Raw genomic sequence first — 16,923 nt, forward strand, 5'->3', positions numbered from 1 at the left:
CTTGCTTATAAAACAATCTTTTTCGGCGATAGGCTCGTCTGGTACGCAGTTCTGCCCAATTTGCGGAGGAGCACTCTCATGCGGATCGTCATCACCGGGGCCAGTGGAAACGCCGGCACAGCCCTCCTGCGGAATCTGCAGGGCCAGCTCGCCAGGAAACCGGGAAGCCTCCAGCTCGCCGGAATCAGCCGCCGACTGCCGGATACCAATCAGGCTCCGTACGCAGGGGTGGAATGGCACACGCTCGATGTGGGACTGGAGCAGGACCGCCGAAAGCTGGAAGCAGCGCTGGAAGGAGCTGACGCCGTCGTCCATCTGGCGTGGCAGATCCAGCCCAACCGGGACCTGGAGCAGCTGTACCGGACGAACGTCAATGGGACCAGGCGTGTGCTGGACGCAGCCAGGACCGCGGGGGTGAAGCAAGTGGTCTGCGCATCCTCAGTGGGCGCTTACAGCAAGTCGTCCAAGGATGGGCGCAGGGACGAATCCTGGCCCACCCAGGGGATGCAGGGCTCTCACTACAGCCGGCACAAGGCTGAGCAGGAGGCGCTGCTGGACCGGTTCGCTGAGTCCGAGCCCGGCATTGCCGTGGCCAGGCTCCGCCCGGGCCTGATTTTTCAAGGCGACGCCGGCAGCGAGATCGGCCGGTACTTCCTGGGCCCGGTCATTCCGCGGCTGCTGCCCGGCAAACTGCGGATCCCGCTGCTGCCCGCGCCGGACAATCTGGTGTTCCAGGCAGTGCACGCCGATGACGTGGCCGAGGCCTACTGGCGCGTGGTTGACCAGCGGGCCAGCGGTGCCTTCAACATCGCGGCCGAACCGGTCCTGGATCCCCAGGAGCTGGGCCGGATCCTTGGCGCCAAGAGAATCCTCCCCGTGCCCATGTGGCTGCTTCACCGGGCCGCGGGGCTGGCGTGGCGGCTGCGACTTCAACCCACCGATTCGGGGTGGGTGGAGATGGCCGCCGGCGCTCCCGTTATGGACACCCGGCGGGCGCAGCGGATTTTGGGCTGGGAGCCAAAGACCCCGGCTGTGGACGCAGTCCGGGAAGTACTGGAAGGCATGGGAACGGGGAAGGGAGTAGCTCCCTCCCCCGTACTGAAACCGCGAAGCCGCACGCAGCCGCGACGGTTCCCCGCGGCCTAGATTCCGTCGCGCGGATTACGCTCCCCATGCTGGATTTCGTCAACGCCGGCGTCGCCCGGCTGCCGGTCACGTTCGTCCGGGCGCGGATCCCGCTCACCGGGGCGCCGCTCATCACCTAGGGTCCGGCCGTCGGCACCGGCGCCGTCCTGCCCGGCTACCGGCCCGCGCCCGTCAGCCTCGCGACTGTTTCCCGCGTGGTCGCCGTACACCGGGTCACCGAAGGCCCGGTCATCGTGTGCACTGTCACGGTGTGACCCGGCGGCCTGCCCGCCCAAGGCCCGGTCATCCTGCGAAGGGGTGGTGTGTGCGTGGTCGCCCTGCACGCGTTCGTCGTGCGTGTGGCCGGCTGATCCGGCGGCAGCGTCGGACTGGCGCGGACGCTGCTCACCGTCGTCGGCCCTGCGCGCCCGCCGGCCGGCGTCGTGCGTGACGTCAGGATCTATTTCATCAGCCTTGCGCGTGTGATCGGCGACTTCGCTGCGGAGCGAACCTGCCTCGCGGGCCTTCTCGTCGGCTTCCTGGCTAAGGCGTGCGGCGTTGACCTGTGCCTGCTCGGCATCAGCCCGGGCCCGGGCAGCCTTGGCCTCACGCTCACGCGCGTCAAGTTCTTTGTTTTCCGCTTCCCTGCGGATTTCCGCTGCTTTCTCGCGGTGCTCCTGCTCGCGTTTCTGCTGGACCGCTTTCCGGCGCCGCCCGCTCATCAGCAGGACAACAATCAGCAACACCACAACGACGGCAATGATTATCCAAATCCATGGAGCTGTTTCCACGCTACCCACCACTTTCCACTTCAGTTGCGACCGGGCAGGCCCTCGCCGTCCGGCTGACTTTTCGGGTTCGGTTATAACTCGCTTACGAAGGGTACTTACCTTTCATTAGTAATCATGCTTATCATTTTACGGCCAGTATTGCTGGTTCTTGATCAACAACCGGCCTTCTTGGAAAGAGAGATGGAAGATGACAGAGAACCAATGGCCCGAGGACCCCAACGCGGCTCCCACGGCCAATACAGGAATTCCCGGCGAGAGGGCTGCAACAACCTTCCCCGCCGCCACAACTCCACAGACGTCTGTACCCGGGACGGATGACTACCCGTCAGGTGGCTACCAGGCGGGCACTCCGTCAGGCGGTTCGAAGACCGACGCGGCAAAGGCAGAGGCCTCCGACGTGGCCGGACAGGCAACCTCTGCGGCCAAGGATGTGGCGCATACGGCGAAGGAAGAAGCCGCCAACGTCGCCGCCGAGGCAAAGACCAACGCCAAGGACCTGATGAACCAGGCGAAGACCGGCCTGACCAGCGAGGCGGGCGCGCAGCAGCAGAAGGCCGCGCAGGGGATCCGCAACATCTCCGACCAGCTGCACAGCATGGCCACCGCGCCGGAACAGCAGGGTATGGCGAGTGACCTGATCCGCCAGGCAGCCGAGCGCAGCTCTTCCGTGGCGTCCTGGCTGGAAAGCAGGGAACCCGGCGACCTCCTGGGCGACGTGCAGCGGTTCGCCCGCAACAAGCCCGGAACGTTCCTGCTGCTTGCGGCAGGCGCAGGCGTTTTGGCTGGCCGGTTGACGCGCAGCCTCACGGCCGGTGCCCCGGAGGCGTCCTCCGGCACCGGCACGTCCGGCACCCCGGGCAGGCACTCCGGCGGACTCCAGTTCTCGGGAACCGGATACGGCGACCAGTACAGCGAGTCCTACCCACCGGCCGGCGGTACTGTCCCGCCTCCGCCGGTGCAGCTGCCCGGTCCGGCGACCACCACGGCAGGGTACGACGGCGGCGCTCCCGGCAGCGGATACCCGGAACCTGCGCGGCCGGCCAGTGGGCTGGACAGCCCCCAGTTGGTCGAGGAGCCCTGGTCCGGAAACCAGATCGCCGAAGACCCCGTCTATGACCGCGAGCTTGCGGATGACCCCATGGCAAACGATCCACGCACCCGCGACCGGTCCGCGGACGGCGAGTCCGGCAGGTTCTGATGAGTAGCCAGATTCCTGAGTCGCCCGGCGTGGCGCACCAGAAAGCGGAGACAGCGTCGCTGGGTGACTTGCTCGGCGATGTCACCCGGGACCTGTCCACCCTGATGCGCCAGGAAGTCGACCTCGCCAAAGCCGAACTCAAACAATCCGCCACCCGGGCCGGTAAAGGCGGCGGCATGCTCGCCGGCGCCGGCGTCGCAGGCCACTTCGTCCTGCTCTTCCTGTCCCTGGCCCTGATGTTCGGCCTCGGCGCCCTCATGCCACTGGGCTGGGCCGCCGTGATCGTCGCCGTCATCTGGGCCATCGCAGCCGCGGTCCTGGCCAGCATCGGCCGGAAGAACCTCAAAGAAATCAAGGGCCTGCCCCAAACCGGCGAAACCCTCGCCGAAATCCCCCCGACCCTCAAACCAGGTGAGGTAAACCGATGAGCGAGAACCCCGACGCAATCCGAGCAGACATCGAAGCCACCCGCGCACGCCTCGGCACCAACGTCGACGCCGTCGCGGACAAGGTCACACCGTCCAACATCGTCCACCGCCAAACCGACAAACTCAAAGACGCCGCCACCGGCGTCAAGGAGAAAATCATGGGAGCAGCAGACCACACCACCAGCCGGGTCCAGGACGCCACCCACACCGGGGCCGGACACACCTCCAACGCCCTGCACAACACCGGCGACACCCTCCACGACGCCAAAGACAACGTCGCCTCCACCCTCACCGACGCCGGCCACACCGTCGCCGCCGCACCGGACCGGGTCAAAGCCAAAACCCAGGGCAACCCCCTCGCCGCCGGCCTCATCGCCTTCGGCGCAGGCATGCTGATCTCCTCCCTGATCCCCGCCAGCGACAAAGAACGCCAGGCAGCAGACCAGCTCAAAACCGCCGCCGAACCCCTCACCACCGAACTCACCGACGCCGCCAAAGGCATGGTCCAAGACCTCAAAGAACCAGCCCAACACGCCATGGACAACGTCAAAACCACCGCCACCGACGGCATCGACCACGTCAAAACCGACAGCCAAGACGCCGCCACCGACGTCAAAGACCGCGCCACCAACGCCAAAGACACCATCCAAAACACCTAGGCAGGCGCGGCAACAGCACGTCATTCCGTAGGCAACCGCATCACACGACAGGCCGGCCCCGCCCACCCGCGGAGCCGGCCTGTCTGGTTGGCCCCCTGACCGAGAGGACACCCCATGGCAACTCATGACGCATCCGAAACCAGCACCGCGAAAGCGGGACAGGCACCGGATCCAAACGACTCCAGGAAACCTGACAGCCCCAAGGAGCTGGACAAGCCGAACTGGAAATACATCGCCAAGAAGACACTGCGCGAGTTCAGCAAGGACCAGTGCCCTGACCTCGCCGCTTCCCTGACCTACTACGCGGTCCTGTCATTGTTCCCGGCCATCCTGGCCCTGGTGTCCCTGATCGGGCTGTTCGGCGATCCGCAGAAGACCACCGACGCGCTCCTGCAGATCGTCAGCGGGTTCGTCCCGGGCGAGACTATGGACACCATCGGCGGAGTGGTGAAGGACCTGGCCAACGCTCCGGCCGCAGGATTCACCCTGGTCATCGGCCTGGCCACCGCGCTGTGGTCGGCTTCCGGGTATGTGGGTGCTTTCGGCCGTGCCCTGAACCGCGTATATGAAGTAGACGAGGGACGCCCGTTCGTCAAGCTGCGCGGCACCATGCTGGCCGTGACCCTGCTGGCGATCGTCATCATCGCCATCCTCGCCGGCATGCTGGTCCTGAGCGGCCCCGTGGCGGAAGCCGTCGGCGGCTTCATCGGGCTCAGCGGCGTTTTCCTCGCTGTCTGGAACATTGCCAAGTGGCCCGTGATGGTGGCCCTCATCATTGTCATCATCGCCGTCCTCTACTACGCCACACCCAACGTCAAGCAGCCGAAGTTCAAGTGGATGAGTATGGGGTCGGGCATCGCCCTGGTCGTTTTCCTGCTGGCCTCCCTGGGATTTGGCTTCTATGTGGGCAACTTTGGCAACTACAACAAGACCTATGGCGCCCTGGGCGGCGTGATCGTCATGCTGCTGTGGCTCTGGATCCTGAACATGTCGCTGCTCTTCGGAGCCGAGTTCGACGCCGAGACTGAACGCGGCCGCCAACTCCAGGCCGGCATCAAGGCAGAGGAAACCATCCAGCTGCCGCCGCGCGACACCAAGAAGAGCGAAAAACTGCAGGCCCAGGAAGAAGAAGACATCAAGCACGGCCGCGAACTGCGGGAGAAATATGCCGCGGAGAACGGGGACAACGGCGACGCACAGGCAACCGGCGCCGGGGAAAACGCACCCACTGAACCGCACCGGGAACGGGTCCGGGACAAGGTCCGCGACCGCGCCACGCACGGCACGCCGGAAGACGAAGACCGCGGAGGCCAAAGGCACTAGGCAGGACCCCCAAATGGGTGGAAGATTAATCAGGTCCTGAAGAGTTCCCGGGTGCATGAACCCTGGGGTTAGGCGGGGCCGGCGGTGAGATGGCCTCTTCTGAGACCGAGGCCAGTCCCCCCAGTCGCCGTCGGCCCCCTGGACGGATTCCGCCCGGGCGGATGCCCCACGTGACCTGGCCATATTCCGCAGCGGGAAAGCCTCGCATAACTGGACAAAACGCTCCGTGCTGAAATACCTTCATGTTTACCCTGTCGGCCAACTGACGCCAGGGCCGCTGAAGCAGACACGGCGGAAATCACGGTCCAACCTTGTGAGCGGATATGCCTGCCAACCATTTTGAAGAATTTCTTGCCGATGCAGTTGTTCCGGCCAAAGAACCCGGCCTCGGCCTCGGCCGCGACGAACTCTACGGGCTGTACACCAGCTGGTGCCTGATCCATAAGGTCCGGCTCCAGTCGCCCGAAGAACTGTGGGAAGCCCTGAAACTGAAGGGCATCGATCCGGACAGCAACAACCTCTCCATGACCGGCCCCGCGGCAGCTGACTACATTATTGCCAGCGCACCAGACCTGGTCTGACCGCTAACCGAAAGGGCTGCCACGGTTTTCCGTGGCAGCCCTTTCGCGTCTCCTCAGCCCTCTGCACCGCGGGGGTCCAGGGCAAGGGCAAGGAGGTAACCTGCGAACCCGCGCGGAGCGCGCGCCTCCAACCTGCCCGAGGTAATGACGCGGTTGCTGTCGGTAGCGGCGATCACGGCGCCTCCGCTGCGCAGCTTCCTGACGAGGCTCCGGTCCTCACCGGATTCCGCGGCGGGAAATCCGCCGGCTGCCAGGTAGGCGGATGCGCGGACACCGAGGTTGGCACCGTAGACGTGGTGGTGGTTGTCCTGCAGGCGGTGCCGCGCGTGCCACCGCTGCAGCAGCCCCGTGTCCATCCCGTCAGAGTCCGGCTCCACGGAGCCCAGCACAGCGTCCGCGCCGGCATCAGCGAGTTCCAGTTGCCGGGTAAGCCAATGCGAAGGAACGCGGGAGTCGGCATCGGTGTTGGCAATCCAGGTTTCCGGTGCGGGAACACCCAGGGCACCGGCTTCGGCCAGGACCGCCCGGTTCCCTTCCCGCCTGCTCCGCCCAACGCTGCGGAAATCCGCTGTCAGGACGTTGAACTGGGAATCTGCCGCAGTGAACCGGGCAGCCACAGACGCTGAGAGGTCGGTGCAGGCGTCCAGGACCACCAGCACGCGGACGCCCAGTCCGGGGCGCTGCACCTGCAGGTCGGCGACGGCGGTGCGGACGGCCTCAAGTGCGGCATCCAGGTGCCGCTCTTCGTTGTGGGCGGGGACAACCACGCCAAGATGGCTGACGCGATGGCCGGTTGGAGCTGTCATTGCGGGGCCGTCCCTGCCGGAACGGGAGCCACGAGGACTTCCAGGAGGAAATCCCGTTCGCGGTAGATTCCTGCCTGGCGCCAGCTCAGCCGCTCCCTGGCGAGGGCGTGGACGGATTCGCCATCAAGCTCCCAGCCCGCCACCGGGTGCCTCCAATGGCAGAGCACCAGCGTCCCGCCGGGCTGCATGGCCGCCTCCACCCGATCCCACATGCCGGCAAGCTCACCGCGGGCCAGGTAGTAGCCCACCTCGGACACCACGATGAGGTCGAAGGAGCCCTCCGGCCAGGCAGCCGGAAGCACGGCCTGCTCCACCGTGACGTGGTGCGCCCCCGCCAGCCGGCGTCTCGCGTGTTCCACGGCCACCCCGCTCGCGTCCACCCCGAGCAGGCTCCGGCACCGGGGTGCCAAATCCGCCGTCAGGGTGCCGATAGAGCAGCCGATTTCCAGTCCTGCCCCGTAGGAGGCCTCCGGCAAGGCGGCCAGCGTCAGGGCACGCTTGCGCTGTTCGTACCAGCTGGAACCGTAATTCCAGGGGTCCTCGGTGCGCTGATGCACGCGGTCGAAAATCTCCGTGGCCTCACCGCTGCAATGCGGTGGTTGCGCCGGTTTCCGCGGCGGTGTCCAGGCAAACATCTCGTAGCCCCTGGCGAAGTGCCGCAGGAAGCTTTCGCTGAGCAGCGCTTCGTCACCGGGGGCAGGCGACAGCGGCAGGACCTGCGTGACATGCGCGGCCATTGCACGGTCCTTGGCTTGCCGGGCGGGCGGGTCCAGGTGGAACCTCATCCAGTCCCGCCAGTCCGAATGGTCCGGGCCGGCCCAGTGCCAGTACCAGATGGGATATTCGAGGAGGCCGTGGCCGCCCTCCGCGGCAACGTCCGCCGCCCCTGCACCCAAGGCGTCGTGGTCGGCGTGGCCGTCCGCCCGGTACGGCGCCACGACCACCACGTCCCGGCGTTTCCCCTCGGCGCCGGCGAGCCTGGCCGCGGCCTGCCGGACCGCATCAGCGATGACATCCGCGTGCAGGCCCAGTCCGCGGTCGGGCAGGCCGAGGAAACGCCACCGGCCCTCCAGCCCCAGCGCCGTGAGGGCTGCCGCGAACTCCTCCAGCCGGGCCGCGGCGAGCCGTTCGGGCGTGTGCGTTACGGATTCCGGGTGGGAGCCCTCGCCGGCCGTGCAGAGCAGCACTTCCACGGATGCTCCCAGCTCGCACAGGCTCGCTGCCAGCCCTCCTGCGCCCAGGGTTTCGTCGTCGGGGTGGGCGGCGAGGACCACGAAGCCCAAGGCGGCCAACTCGCCGGCGTCCAGGGGCAGCTCAGGGGCGGCGGACAATCCGGCTGCCAACCAGGCGTGTTCGGCCGTGCCCAGGTCCGCGTGGGAGAAGGTCACCATGGGCAGTCACCTTTGAGGGTCAGCGAGCCCAACTGGGCGTCGTCACGGTGCCCGTGGTGCTGCCGGACATAGAGGGCCAGATCTGCCACCCGCTTGGCGTACGCGGCGTCAAACGCCAGTGGCCCGGGCCCGCGGTTGGCCGTCACCAGTTGTAGGACGCGGTCGACGGCGGAGGCAACAGTTCCGCGGACACGCTGGGCCTCGCTCCAGTCGCTGCTGATCCCGGCCGCGGTTCCAGCGGCATCCACCCGTTCGGCGGTTCTGGCCAGGTACTGCAGTGCGGAAACGAGGATCCGGTCCGTTTCGCCCAGCGCAGCGAGCGCCAGCTGGTCCGGCTCGCGGCCCGTTTCGGCGCCTTTCCGCAGGCCGTCCCGGAAGTCGCGGGCAACACCCACCGCTCCCCCGAGCCAGCAGGCGGCAACCCCCATACCGCCCCACGCGAAGCCGGGACGGCTGTGGTACCAGCCGCTGCCGCCCACAGCCGCAGCAGGTACGTGGTCGAAGTGCACCGTGCCGCTGGGGATCTCGCGAAGTCCCCGGGCAATCCATTCCGGTTCCTCGGACCTAACCCCGGCGTGGTGGAGGTCGACGGCGAACGCTGCCCGGCCGCCGTCGTCCGTGTGCGCGGTGATGACCGCGTGGTCAAGCTGGCCTGCCAGGGAGCACCAGGGCTTTGACCCGTTCAGGACGTACCCCGTGCCGTTGGCCGCGGCCCGGAGCCGAAGCCCCGGGCCTTCAGCCGCGAAGACACCCCAGGAGCCTTCGCCCGCGTCGGCCACTGCCGGAGCCTGCTTCAGGATTGCCGCAGCGTCGAGGTGCGGTTCGAAGACCCGGGCAGCAGCGACGTCCACGGCGGCCACAGATGCGAGCAATTCCCACAGCTGCGCGGTCCGGCCTTCGCCCGGCATCGGCCAGGAGCGTCCGGCCGCGACGGCGAGCTGAAGCAGCGCCGGCACATCCCCCGCTGCGCAGCCCACAGCCGCAAGCCCGGGGCCAAACCGCGCGAGCTGTTCCGCCGTGGAGCTGAGAAGCACGGGCCGGACGGGGCTGCCGCCGGTTTCCGGGTTTCCTTGTAATATGCCCCGACCGCTGTCCGGGCTGTCCCCCGTTGCCACCTACTTGCTGGCCGGCTCGGTCACCGCGGCGGTGGGCGCCATGGTTTCGGCGTTGACCATCCAGGCCAGCTGCTCCAGCCGTTCGATGATCTTGTGCAGCAGGTCTGCGCTGGTGGGATCCTCATCGTCGACGTCGTCGTGGACGTCGCGCGTGGTCTTGACGGTCCGCTCCAGCCGGGCGGTGATGAGCTTGACGGTGTCCTTCGTGGACGTCAGCCCCTCCGGGAATTCAGCCAGGCGGTTGTCCGCTGTGACCGTGCTGCTGCGGCCGTCCGGCAGTGCGTGAAGGGCCCTCATGCGCTCGGCGACCTCATCGGCGAACAGCCGCGCCGCCGTGACGATTTCATCCAGTTGCAAATGCAGGTCCCGGAAGTTGGTGCCCACGAGGTTCCAGTGGGCCTGCTTTCCCTGCAAGTGCAGCTCAATCAGGTCCGTGAGGACCATCTGCAGGTTGCTGGCAAGGGTGGGTGATGCCTTCATCGTTTTCCTCCATTGCGGCCTGTCCGGCTGCCCGCCAGCCGGACGCTTATTCTAAGCATACTTATCAATGGAGGTGCGGCGGGCGCCGGAGGGCGTTGTCAGGTGATGCGGGCGAGGGCGAAGCCGTCCCATCCCTTGGATCCCACGGTCTGGATAACGGTGGCATCCAGGCGGGGATGCTCCCCCAGCATGGTGAGGGCATCGACGATGCCGGGGGCGTTCACGGGATCCATGTCCGGATCCAGGACCGCCCCTTCCCAGATGGTGTTGTCCAGCACCACGGTGGCTCCGCGCCTGCCCAGCCGGACCGCCCAGTCAAGATAGCGGCTGTTGTTCTCCTTGTCCGCGTCGATGAAGATGAAGTCAAACGGCTCGCGGCCTTCTTCCTCCAGCGCGGCCAGCGTCTCAAGCGCCGGGCCCAGCCGGATTTCCACCTTCTGGCCCAGTCCGGCGAAGTCGATGTTGGCCCACGCCACTTCGGCGTGCTTGGGGAGGAACTCGCAGGTGACCAGCGTGCCGTTGGCGGGCAGTCCGCGGCCCATCCAGATGGTGCTGAAGCCGGCAAGCGTACCGATTTCCAGGATCCGCCGGGCACCGGAGAGCTGCACCAGGAGCATCAGCAGCTTGCCGGCGTTGGGTGCCACCTCAATGGCCGGCATGCCCGCTTCGGCCGCGGACCGGATGGCCTGGTCCAGCGCAGGGTCCGGGTGGACCACCACCCGCGAGAGGAACTCTTCGGTGGCGATCCATTCCGGCCGCGGCTTGTGCTCGAACATGGGCACAGTTTGGCACGCGGCGATCAGCCGGTCCAGAGGCTTCCGGCGGCCGGGAAATCGACCGCCCCCACAGGGGAGGGTGACTTCAGGAGCCCTCCGCGAGCGCCTCTTCCAACCGGTCCACCTTGGCTGTGAGTTCACCCGTGTAGCCGGGCCGGATGTCGGCCTTGATCACCAGGGAAACGCGGCTGCCGTACCGGCCTACGGCCTCGGTGGCCCGTTTGACGACGTCGAACACCTCATCCCACTCGCCTTCGATGGTGGTGAACATCGAATCGGTTGTGTTGGGCAGGCCAGAGTCGCGGACGATCTTTACTGCGGCTGCAACGGCGTCATGCACGGAGGCATCTCCGGGGCGTGAACCTTCGGCTGGAGTACCTGACGGGGCAACTGAAAAGGCAAGGAGCATGGGGCAAGTCTGCCACTGCACGCCACAGGGCAACATCCGCCCGAACAGGGCCGGCGTCACAATGAGCTCCTACCCTTCAGTAACGGTGATGGGCTGACCCTCCGTTGCTAACCTCATGGCATGAGCCTCGCAGTCGCCCGCAAGCCCCTCCGCGCCGACGCCGCGCGAAATGTGGACAAGATCATCGCCGCGGCGCGGCAGTGCTTCCGGGAGTTCGGCCCCGAGGTTCCGCTGCAGACCATCGCCACCACCGCCGGCGTTGGACCGGCCACCCTGTTCCGGAATTTCGCCGACAAGGAAGAACTGGTCCTCGCCGCACTGAACCGCCAACTGCGGATCTCGGTGGACCCCGTGGTTGACGGCGCCTTGGCGGACATCGATGCCGCCAACGGGCTGTTCCGGGTGCTGGAGTCCCTGATGGCCGCCGCCAGCGCCGACGCCAACCTGCTCGGCGCGGTGGCCGGGCGCCGCGGGCTCCTGACCGGCATCACAGGTTCCCTCATGGATTCCCTCAGCGTCCTGCTGGTCCGCGGGCAAGGCCAGGGCAGCCTGCGGCAGGACATTTCCATGACGGACATGTTCCGCCTCCTGGCCATGCTGATCTCCGTGGTGGACACCATGGAACCCGGATCGGACGCCTGGCGGCGTCCACTGGCCCTGGTGGAGGATGCCATCAGGTCAACACGTCCCGCGCGTGCGCTTCCCGCGCACGTGCCGGTGCCTGCACCCGTGGCACCGTAGCCGGCGCCACCACCGGAAGGCCGCCCGCCCCGTCGGAGCTAAGACTGGCCCGCCCTGCCTGTATGCCGCCAAAGGGACCGTTGTCCGACCCCGTCTCCTGTTTTAGAATTCAAGAGGGTTACGCAGCCAGCCCACGACCTTCTGTACTGGAGCGATCCATGACACAGTTCTTGTGCATCCAGCGAACAAAGTCCGCAGCCCGATGAAGAATCCACAGCTGATCCAGTATCTGGACGACCCCCGCGAGCCGGATGAGGTCCTGGCCGGACTGCCAGCGGACGAACTGGCTACTTTGCTCGACATCCTGTTCCAGGAACTGGACACCGAGGACCCGGAATACGGGGCGCATGCGTGGTACGACCTCGCAGTCGAAGAAAGTTGCCGCCGTTCGGTGACGCCGGACGGGGCGGCGCACGGCGTGGCGTAACCGCCCCCGCCCGTCCGGCCGCTAGGCCCCTTCTGCGTCCCGGTGGCCTGAACCTGGATCCCCTGCACCTGCGGTGCCTGCATCAGCCGCGCCGGTGTCAGGGGCAGTGCCATCTGCATCGGCAGCATGAGGTTCGTTGTACTCATTGGGAACGTGGCCCCTGGCCTCGAGGAGATGCTGCTGCAGTTTCTCTTCGGAGTCCCTGCGGCGGCGGGCAGTGTCCCGCATTTCCCTGGTTGATTCCGAGCCGCGGGGTGACTTGTCGTTCATCGCGGGTCCTCCTTCTGGCGGAGCCAGGCGTAGGTTTCGCCGCCGCCGTGTGGCGGGCGGCCTGCTTACAGTTCACCACAGGCGTTATGCTGCCGGCCCGGGAGGCGGCTATCCCGCTGCGGCATCCGCGCGGCGCCGGATCTCCCGGTGAACGGCGGCATGCAGCGCCGGGACGGGCGAGCCGGGTTGCAGGTCCAGTGCGTTCCTTAGGCTGCCTGCCAGTAACTCCAGGTCTGCCGCAGGGACATCGGACAGCCCGGCGAAGCGGGTGATGAAGTGTTTGGCGGGGAGACCGGCCCGGCGCTGGGGGTTCCTGCGGCGGGACATGCCGGCTCTTTCGCCGGCGTGCTGCTGATTTTCCATGATGGCCGTTTCACACGTAATCCAACGGCCAACTGCATAGCCGAGATTATGATACCGCCAGCCCCGCCCACTTCCTGTGAGCCAGATCACGTCAGTTCCAGCCGGCCATCCTGAGTAAGGCGGCGGTACCGGCGCCAACAATGACTACCAGCAGGAAGGGCGCACGCAGCGCCAAGGCGATGGCTGCCGCCGCCAGCGCTCCCAGCCGGGCATCCGCGGCGAGCGCCTGCCCGGTGGCCGCGGCGTTCACCACGGTCAGGGAGGCGAGCAGTCCGATGGTCATGGTGCCGGCGATCCGGGACATGCGGGGGTTTTCCAGGAACCGGGCGGGGACGAAGTAGCCCACCAGCTTCCAGGCGTAGGCCAGCACGCAGGACACGAGGATCCAGAACCAGAGATTCATTGGCCGGCCTCCGCAGCGTCGCCGTGCCCCTGCCGGTGGTGGCCGCCGTACGGTTCCACATCAGGTTCGAGGCCCTCATCGCTGCGGCCGTGGCTGAACCAGCCGATCAGGGCCGCCACCAGCGCGGCCACCAGGATGGGCACCCCCGCGGGAACGAACGGCACGGCCAGCACGGTGGCCACGGCGCAGACGACGGCGATGGCCACCGGCTCGCGGCCCTTCAGGCGTGGCCAGAGCAACGCCAGGAAGGCGGCCACCGCGGCGCCGTCGAGCCCCCATTGCTTGGGGTCGCCGAGTCCGCTGCCGGCCAGCGCGCCTACGGCGGTGAAGAGGTTCCAGAGCACGTAGATGCCAATGCCCGCCGCCCAAAAGCCTCGGCGCTGCTCGGCAGGATCAGCCTGGCCGGTACTCGTGGCCGTGGATTCGTCGATGGTCAGCTGGGCGCCGACGTATTTGCGCCACCCTTCGGGCCGTAAGAGGGCATTGAGTTGCATCCCGTAGATCCCGTTGCGCATGCCCAGCAGGGTGGCCGCACTCATGGCGGCAATGCCGGAACCGCCGCCGCCCACCACGCCGATGAACGCGAACTGTGAGCCGCCGCTGAACAGCAGCAGGCTCAGTGCCATGGTCTGCCAGAAATCCAGGCCGGAGGTGACGGACAGGGCACCGAAGGACACGCCATAAAGACCGGTGGCGATACTGATGGAGATCCCCACCCGCACGGCGGGGGACGCCGCCAGCTTCACCGCCGGCCGTCCGGGCCAGTGTTGCGGAGGCTCCAGGCCCAGGCGATGAGGGGTGCCTGCAGCGGCAGGCGCGCCGTGTGGATCCGCCGCTGGAGCGGCGTCCCTTCCGGGCTGTAGGCCCGCCGGAGCGCGTCAGCGTGGCCGGCGAGGAACGCCGTGAACATCGCGGCCACGGCAGTGGCGGTGACCTTTCGGGTTGCTGGAATGAGGATCCCGACGGCGGCCGCGGCCTCGATCAGGCCGGACGCGGCGATCCATTCCTCACGTGAGAGAACAGCGAATGGGCCGTTGGCGCCGGTGGGCACGGTGCCGGGTGCGGGGTCTTCACGGCAGAGGTAGTCGGGAACCACCTGGCGGTAGAAGCCGGGGCTTCGGAAGTGCTTGCCGGCGCTGGCCAGGAGCAGGGCGCTCATCGCAGCAGCGGACAGGTTTCGTGCAGCCCGGCCGGAGCTGGGGAAAGGCATGGCTCCACTCAATCACAGCGCGGGCAGCGGCAGAAACCAGCGTGCGTCCCCTCGTTGTGGGGGCTACCGTTGTGCAGCCACCGTCAATGGGCGTCGCCCGGATCAGTCCATGCGCGGCACCCATTCCATGGCGGAGCTGCCGTAGGGCGGTGGCGGGCCGGGGTAGTCCAGCGGCTGCCCCTCCACCAGCAGCGGAGGCCGGACGTACCGCAGTTCGCCGTAGGAGCTGGCCAGGGTGCGGTATCCCGGCGCTGGCAGGGCCTGCAGTCTGCGCGGGTTAGGTGGAAGCCCGAAAAGCTCCTCCGCTGTCCGGGCGAGTGACAGGCGCGCCGATCCGCCAGCGCCGCTTTCCCGCCGCCGGGTGAGGAGGGTAACCGCCGCGGCTGCCGCCCCGTACCCTGTTGCATGGTCCAGGGCCTGGACCGGCAGGGCACCCGGCCGCCATCCGGCGTCGTCCGTCATTCCGTACAGGTGGGCGATTCCGCTGGCGGCCTGGACGATGCTGTCGAAGCCGCGCAGCCTGCTCCATGGCCCGTCCGTCCCCCAGCTGTTCAGTGTGACCACCACGAGGTCCGGCCGGGTGGACAGCAGCGACGCCGCGTCGAGGCCGAAGCGGCCCAGGGAGCCGCCGCGGTAGCCGGTGATCACGACGTCGGCGCCGGCAACCAGGCGTTCCAGCGCGGCGCGGGTTTCGGGCAGGCCGAGGTCGGCCACGGCGCTGCGTTTGCCGAAGGCGGTGTCCACGAACTGGTCGGAAAGTTCGGGCAGCACCGGCGGGTCGATGCGGAGTACGTCGGCTCCCAGGGCCGCCATGAGCCGCGTGGACACCGGGCCCGCGATCACGCGGGTGAGGTCCAGGACGCGCACCCCCGCCAGCGGCCGGCGCGGATTGCCACCGGGCTGCGGGATGTCCCGGCGGCCGCTGCCCTGCGTGGCAGCGCCAGCAGCCGGGCCGTCCTGAACCTGCGGGTCAAGGACGATCCACGGCCCGGCGGCTGCTGCCCGGCCCATGTCCGAGGCCTGCCACTCGGCCCGGGTCCGGACGGCGGCTGCCACTGCACCCCGCGCCTGGATGGCGGACTCGGCGTCGAGGGAATCCCTGCTGCGCAGAGCGGCTTCGGCTTCCTCCGGCGTCGTGGCATCCAGGGCCTGCAGGAGGCGTTGCCGGTGGTGTGGGTAGTTGGCATGCAGCCGGATCCAGCCGTCCCGGGTAGGGCGGAAACCCGAGAGCGGAGCAAATCCCTGCAAGGGGCGGCCGGCGATCCTCAGGTGCCCCGAGGAGTCGAATGCGGCGGCGGTCAGTTCCGGGCTGGCCGTGTACCTGCCGGCCGCACCCGTGTACCGGTCCAACGCGGCGCCCGCAGCACCCACGGCAGCCAGGGCGAGGCCTTCTACATCCAGCGGGCCGCCCCACCAGGTGCGCAGGCCCTCTGCATCCGCCCCCGCCACGGCTACCGTCCCCGCGGGGGTGCCGCCTGCAGTTGCGAGAGCACCCGGGCCGGGACGTTTGTGGTGACCTCCTGGATCCCCAGCTCCCGGCACAGCGCCACGTCGTCCGCCGAATCCACGGTCCACACCCGGAAGCGCCTTCCGGCCTTGAGCCACTGCCGAATGGTGTCCGGGCGTTCACGGACGTAGTCGATGCCCGGTCCTGCAAGCCCCACCAGGCCGGTGTCAAGGATACGTTCGCCCTCCAGCTGGGTGGCCTTCATGAGGTTGGCGACTGCTCCGCCGGTGATCAGGCCAAGGCCCAGGCCGCCGCGGATTTCATGGACCGTGAGGTCGTCCACCAGTTGGCAGATGTACTGCGCGGGCACGGATTGCAGCAGGTGCCGGACCGAATCCGGGCTGAAGCTCATGAAGGTCACCGCCACGTTGTCCACCGTGGAGCTTCCGGGATCCCAGCCTTCGCTGCGCAGGACCTCCAGCACGCGGTCCTCGAGTTTGAGATGGTAAGGGCTGGGGTGTTTGAGCTCGATGGCCAGCTTCACTGGCCGGCCCGCGCCGCGGAGGACGTCCAGGAGTTCCGGGAGCGTGAGGAGCTGCTCGGACCGGGCGCCGTAGGTTTCCGGGATACGGGCGCCCTTCCAGGAGGAGAAGTCCAGCTGCCGCAGTTCGCGGAGGGTCCGCTCGGCCACCGGGCCGGTGCCGTCCGAGGTGCGGTCCAGGTTGGCATCATGCAGCAGGACCACATGCTGGTCACGGGTCAGGTGGACGTCGCACTCTACGCCGTCAGCGCCGTCCGCCAGCGCCTGCAGGTAGGCGGCGCGGGTGTGTTCGGCGAAGGCGCCGCTCGAGCCGCGGTGGGCGAAGACCAGCGGCCGCTGCGCCAGCCGGTCCGGAACGGTTTCGTCAGCTATGGTCCCCTCAGATGTGGTCCCGTCAGGCGTGAGCTCGTCAGGTGTCATGGAGACACGGTAGCCGACC

General features: G+C 67.7%; 22 protein-coding genes. 8 read left to right on the top strand and 14 right to left on the bottom strand.

All coding sequences use genetic code 11. From position 1 onward, the window contains the following. Window positions 1–78: 78 nt before the first annotated feature. Window positions 79–1,146, top strand: a complete 1,068-nt coding sequence (locus QE394_RS06950; RefSeq protein WP_349034123.1) for an NAD-dependent epimerase/dehydratase family protein — start codon at window positions 79–81, stop codon at window positions 1,144–1,146. Here the strand turns inward: QE394_RS06950 and QE394_RS06955 are convergent. After that, window positions 1,143–1,916, bottom strand: coding sequence for a hypothetical protein (locus tag QE394_RS06955; protein WP_156368328.1), 774 nt, complete (start codon window positions 1,914–1,916; stop codon window positions 1,143–1,145). The genes QE394_RS06950 and QE394_RS06955 overlap by 4 nt on opposite strands. A 187-nt stretch (window positions 1,917–2,103) precedes the next feature. Between QE394_RS06955 and QE394_RS06960 the strand changes: the two genes are divergently transcribed. The 5 genes from QE394_RS06960 to QE394_RS06980 all read left to right on the top strand — a co-directional run bounded on the left by QE394_RS06960 (window position 2,104) and on the right by QE394_RS06980 (window position 6,105). Continuing rightward, window positions 2,104–3,114, top strand: coding sequence for a hypothetical protein (locus tag QE394_RS06960; RefSeq protein WP_349034124.1), 1,011 nt, complete (start codon window positions 2,104–2,106; stop codon window positions 3,112–3,114). Further along, entirely contained in the window at window positions 3,114–3,542 is a 429-nt protein-coding gene (locus tag QE394_RS06965; protein ID WP_268159574.1) for a phage holin family protein, read from the top strand. Before QE394_RS06960 ends, QE394_RS06965 begins: the two co-directional genes overlap by 1 nt. Next, a complete protein-coding gene (locus QE394_RS06970) occupies window positions 3,539–4,201 on the top strand; it encodes a DUF3618 domain-containing protein (protein ID WP_056080139.1) in 663 nt (220 codons plus the stop codon). The genes QE394_RS06965 and QE394_RS06970 overlap by 4 nt, the downstream gene beginning before the upstream one ends. A gap of 114 nt (window positions 4,202–4,315) precedes the next feature. Then, the gene (locus tag QE394_RS06975) at window positions 4,316–5,524 is read left to right on the top strand and encodes a YihY/virulence factor BrkB family protein (RefSeq protein WP_349034125.1); all 1,209 of its coding nucleotides are present in this window, start codon (window positions 4,316–4,318) and stop codon (window positions 5,522–5,524) included. A gap of 323 nt (window positions 5,525–5,847) precedes the next feature. Further along, window positions 5,848–6,105 (top strand): hypothetical protein, encoded by a 258-nt coding sequence (locus QE394_RS06980; RefSeq protein WP_056080032.1) that lies wholly within the window; start codon window positions 5,848–5,850, stop codon window positions 6,103–6,105. Between the two features lie 53 nt (window positions 6,106–6,158). Here the strand turns inward: QE394_RS06980 and QE394_RS06985 are convergent, their stop codons facing one another. The 6 genes from QE394_RS06985 to QE394_RS07010 form a co-directional block, all read right to left on the bottom strand. Further along, complete coding sequence (locus QE394_RS06985; protein WP_349034126.1) at window positions 6,159–6,911, bottom strand: glycosyltransferase; 753 nt, start codon at window positions 6,909–6,911, stop codon at window positions 6,159–6,161. Continuing rightward, window positions 6,908–8,302, bottom strand: a complete 1,395-nt coding sequence (locus tag QE394_RS06990; protein ID WP_349034127.1) for a bifunctional PIG-L family deacetylase/class I SAM-dependent methyltransferase — start codon at window positions 8,300–8,302, stop codon at window positions 6,908–6,910. The genes QE394_RS06985 and QE394_RS06990 overlap by 4 nt, the downstream gene beginning before the upstream one ends. Next, on the bottom strand, window positions 8,296–9,336 hold the full coding sequence (locus QE394_RS06995) for an acyl-CoA dehydrogenase family protein (protein ID WP_349034128.1): 1,041 nt from the start codon (window positions 9,334–9,336) through the stop codon (window positions 8,296–8,298). Before QE394_RS06995 ends, QE394_RS06990 begins: the two co-directional genes overlap by 7 nt. Window positions 9,337–9,417: 81 nt before the next feature. Continuing rightward, window positions 9,418–9,897 (bottom strand): DNA starvation/stationary phase protection protein, encoded by a 480-nt coding sequence (locus QE394_RS07000; protein ID WP_261621113.1) that lies wholly within the window; start codon window positions 9,895–9,897, stop codon window positions 9,418–9,420. Window positions 9,898–9,995: 98 nt separating this feature from the next. Next, window positions 9,996–10,673 (bottom strand): O-methyltransferase, encoded by a 678-nt coding sequence (locus QE394_RS07005; RefSeq protein WP_056080015.1) that lies wholly within the window; start codon window positions 10,671–10,673, stop codon window positions 9,996–9,998. Window positions 10,674–10,758: 85 nt separating this feature from the next. Further along, window positions 10,759–11,082 carry a thiamine-binding protein gene (locus tag QE394_RS07010; RefSeq protein ID WP_056080013.1) on the bottom strand — a complete coding sequence of 108 codons (324 nt, stop codon included), beginning with the start codon at window positions 11,080–11,082 and terminating at the stop codon, window positions 10,759–10,761. Window positions 11,083–11,202: 120 nt separating this feature from the next. Between QE394_RS07010 and QE394_RS07015 the strand changes: the two genes are divergently transcribed. Together QE394_RS07015 and QE394_RS07020 are read left to right on the top strand one after the other, a co-directional pair. Then, on the top strand, window positions 11,203–11,823 hold the full coding sequence (locus QE394_RS07015; RefSeq protein ID WP_056080010.1) for a TetR/AcrR family transcriptional regulator: 621 nt from the start codon (window positions 11,203–11,205) through the stop codon (window positions 11,821–11,823). A gap of 202 nt (window positions 11,824–12,025) precedes the next feature. Beyond that, the gene (locus tag QE394_RS07020) at window positions 12,026–12,250 is read left to right on the top strand and encodes a hypothetical protein (RefSeq protein WP_056080007.1); all 225 of its coding nucleotides are present in this window, start codon (window positions 12,026–12,028) and stop codon (window positions 12,248–12,250) included. Between the two features lie 21 nt (window positions 12,251–12,271). Here the strand turns inward: QE394_RS07020 and QE394_RS07025 are convergent, their stop codons facing one another. The 7 genes from QE394_RS07025 to QE394_RS07055 all read right to left on the bottom strand — a co-directional run bounded on the left by QE394_RS07025 (window position 12,272) and on the right by QE394_RS07055 (window position 16,904). Then, window positions 12,272–12,520 (bottom strand): hypothetical protein, encoded by a 249-nt coding sequence (locus tag QE394_RS07025; protein WP_349034129.1) that lies wholly within the window; start codon window positions 12,518–12,520, stop codon window positions 12,272–12,274. A 108-nt stretch (window positions 12,521–12,628) separates the two neighbouring features. Beyond that, the gene (locus QE394_RS07030) at window positions 12,629–12,883 is read right to left on the bottom strand and encodes a hypothetical protein (RefSeq protein WP_349034130.1); all 255 of its coding nucleotides are present in this window, start codon (window positions 12,881–12,883) and stop codon (window positions 12,629–12,631) included. Window positions 12,884–12,974: 91 nt separating this feature from the next. Then, the gene (locus QE394_RS07035) at window positions 12,975–13,286 is read right to left on the bottom strand and encodes an AzlD domain-containing protein (RefSeq protein ID WP_261621117.1); all 312 of its coding nucleotides are present in this window, start codon (window positions 13,284–13,286) and stop codon (window positions 12,975–12,977) included. Continuing rightward, the gene (locus QE394_RS07040; RefSeq protein WP_156368393.1) at window positions 13,283–14,032 is read right to left on the bottom strand and encodes an AzlC family ABC transporter permease; all 750 of its coding nucleotides are present in this window, start codon (window positions 14,030–14,032) and stop codon (window positions 13,283–13,285) included. The genes QE394_RS07035 and QE394_RS07040 overlap by 4 nt, the downstream gene beginning before the upstream one ends. Then, window positions 14,029–14,496 carry a hypothetical protein gene (locus tag QE394_RS07045; protein ID WP_056080048.1) on the bottom strand — a complete coding sequence of 156 codons (468 nt, stop codon included), beginning with the start codon at window positions 14,494–14,496 and terminating at the stop codon, window positions 14,029–14,031. Before QE394_RS07045 ends, QE394_RS07040 begins: the two co-directional genes overlap by 4 nt. A 102-nt stretch (window positions 14,497–14,598) precedes the next feature. Further along, entirely contained in the window at window positions 14,599–15,945 is a 1,347-nt protein-coding gene (locus tag QE394_RS07050; protein ID WP_349034131.1) for a CoA transferase, read from the bottom strand. Between the two features lie 2 nt (window positions 15,946–15,947). Beyond that, complete coding sequence (locus QE394_RS07055; RefSeq protein WP_349034132.1) at window positions 15,948–16,904, bottom strand: glycerophosphodiester phosphodiesterase family protein; 957 nt, start codon at window positions 16,902–16,904, stop codon at window positions 15,948–15,950. Window positions 16,905–16,923: the final 19 nt, after the last annotated feature.

Source organism: Pseudarthrobacter sp. SORGH_AS 212 (genome assembly GCF_030818145.1).
Taxonomy (GTDB): domain Bacteria; phylum Actinomycetota; class Actinomycetes; order Actinomycetales; family Micrococcaceae; genus Arthrobacter.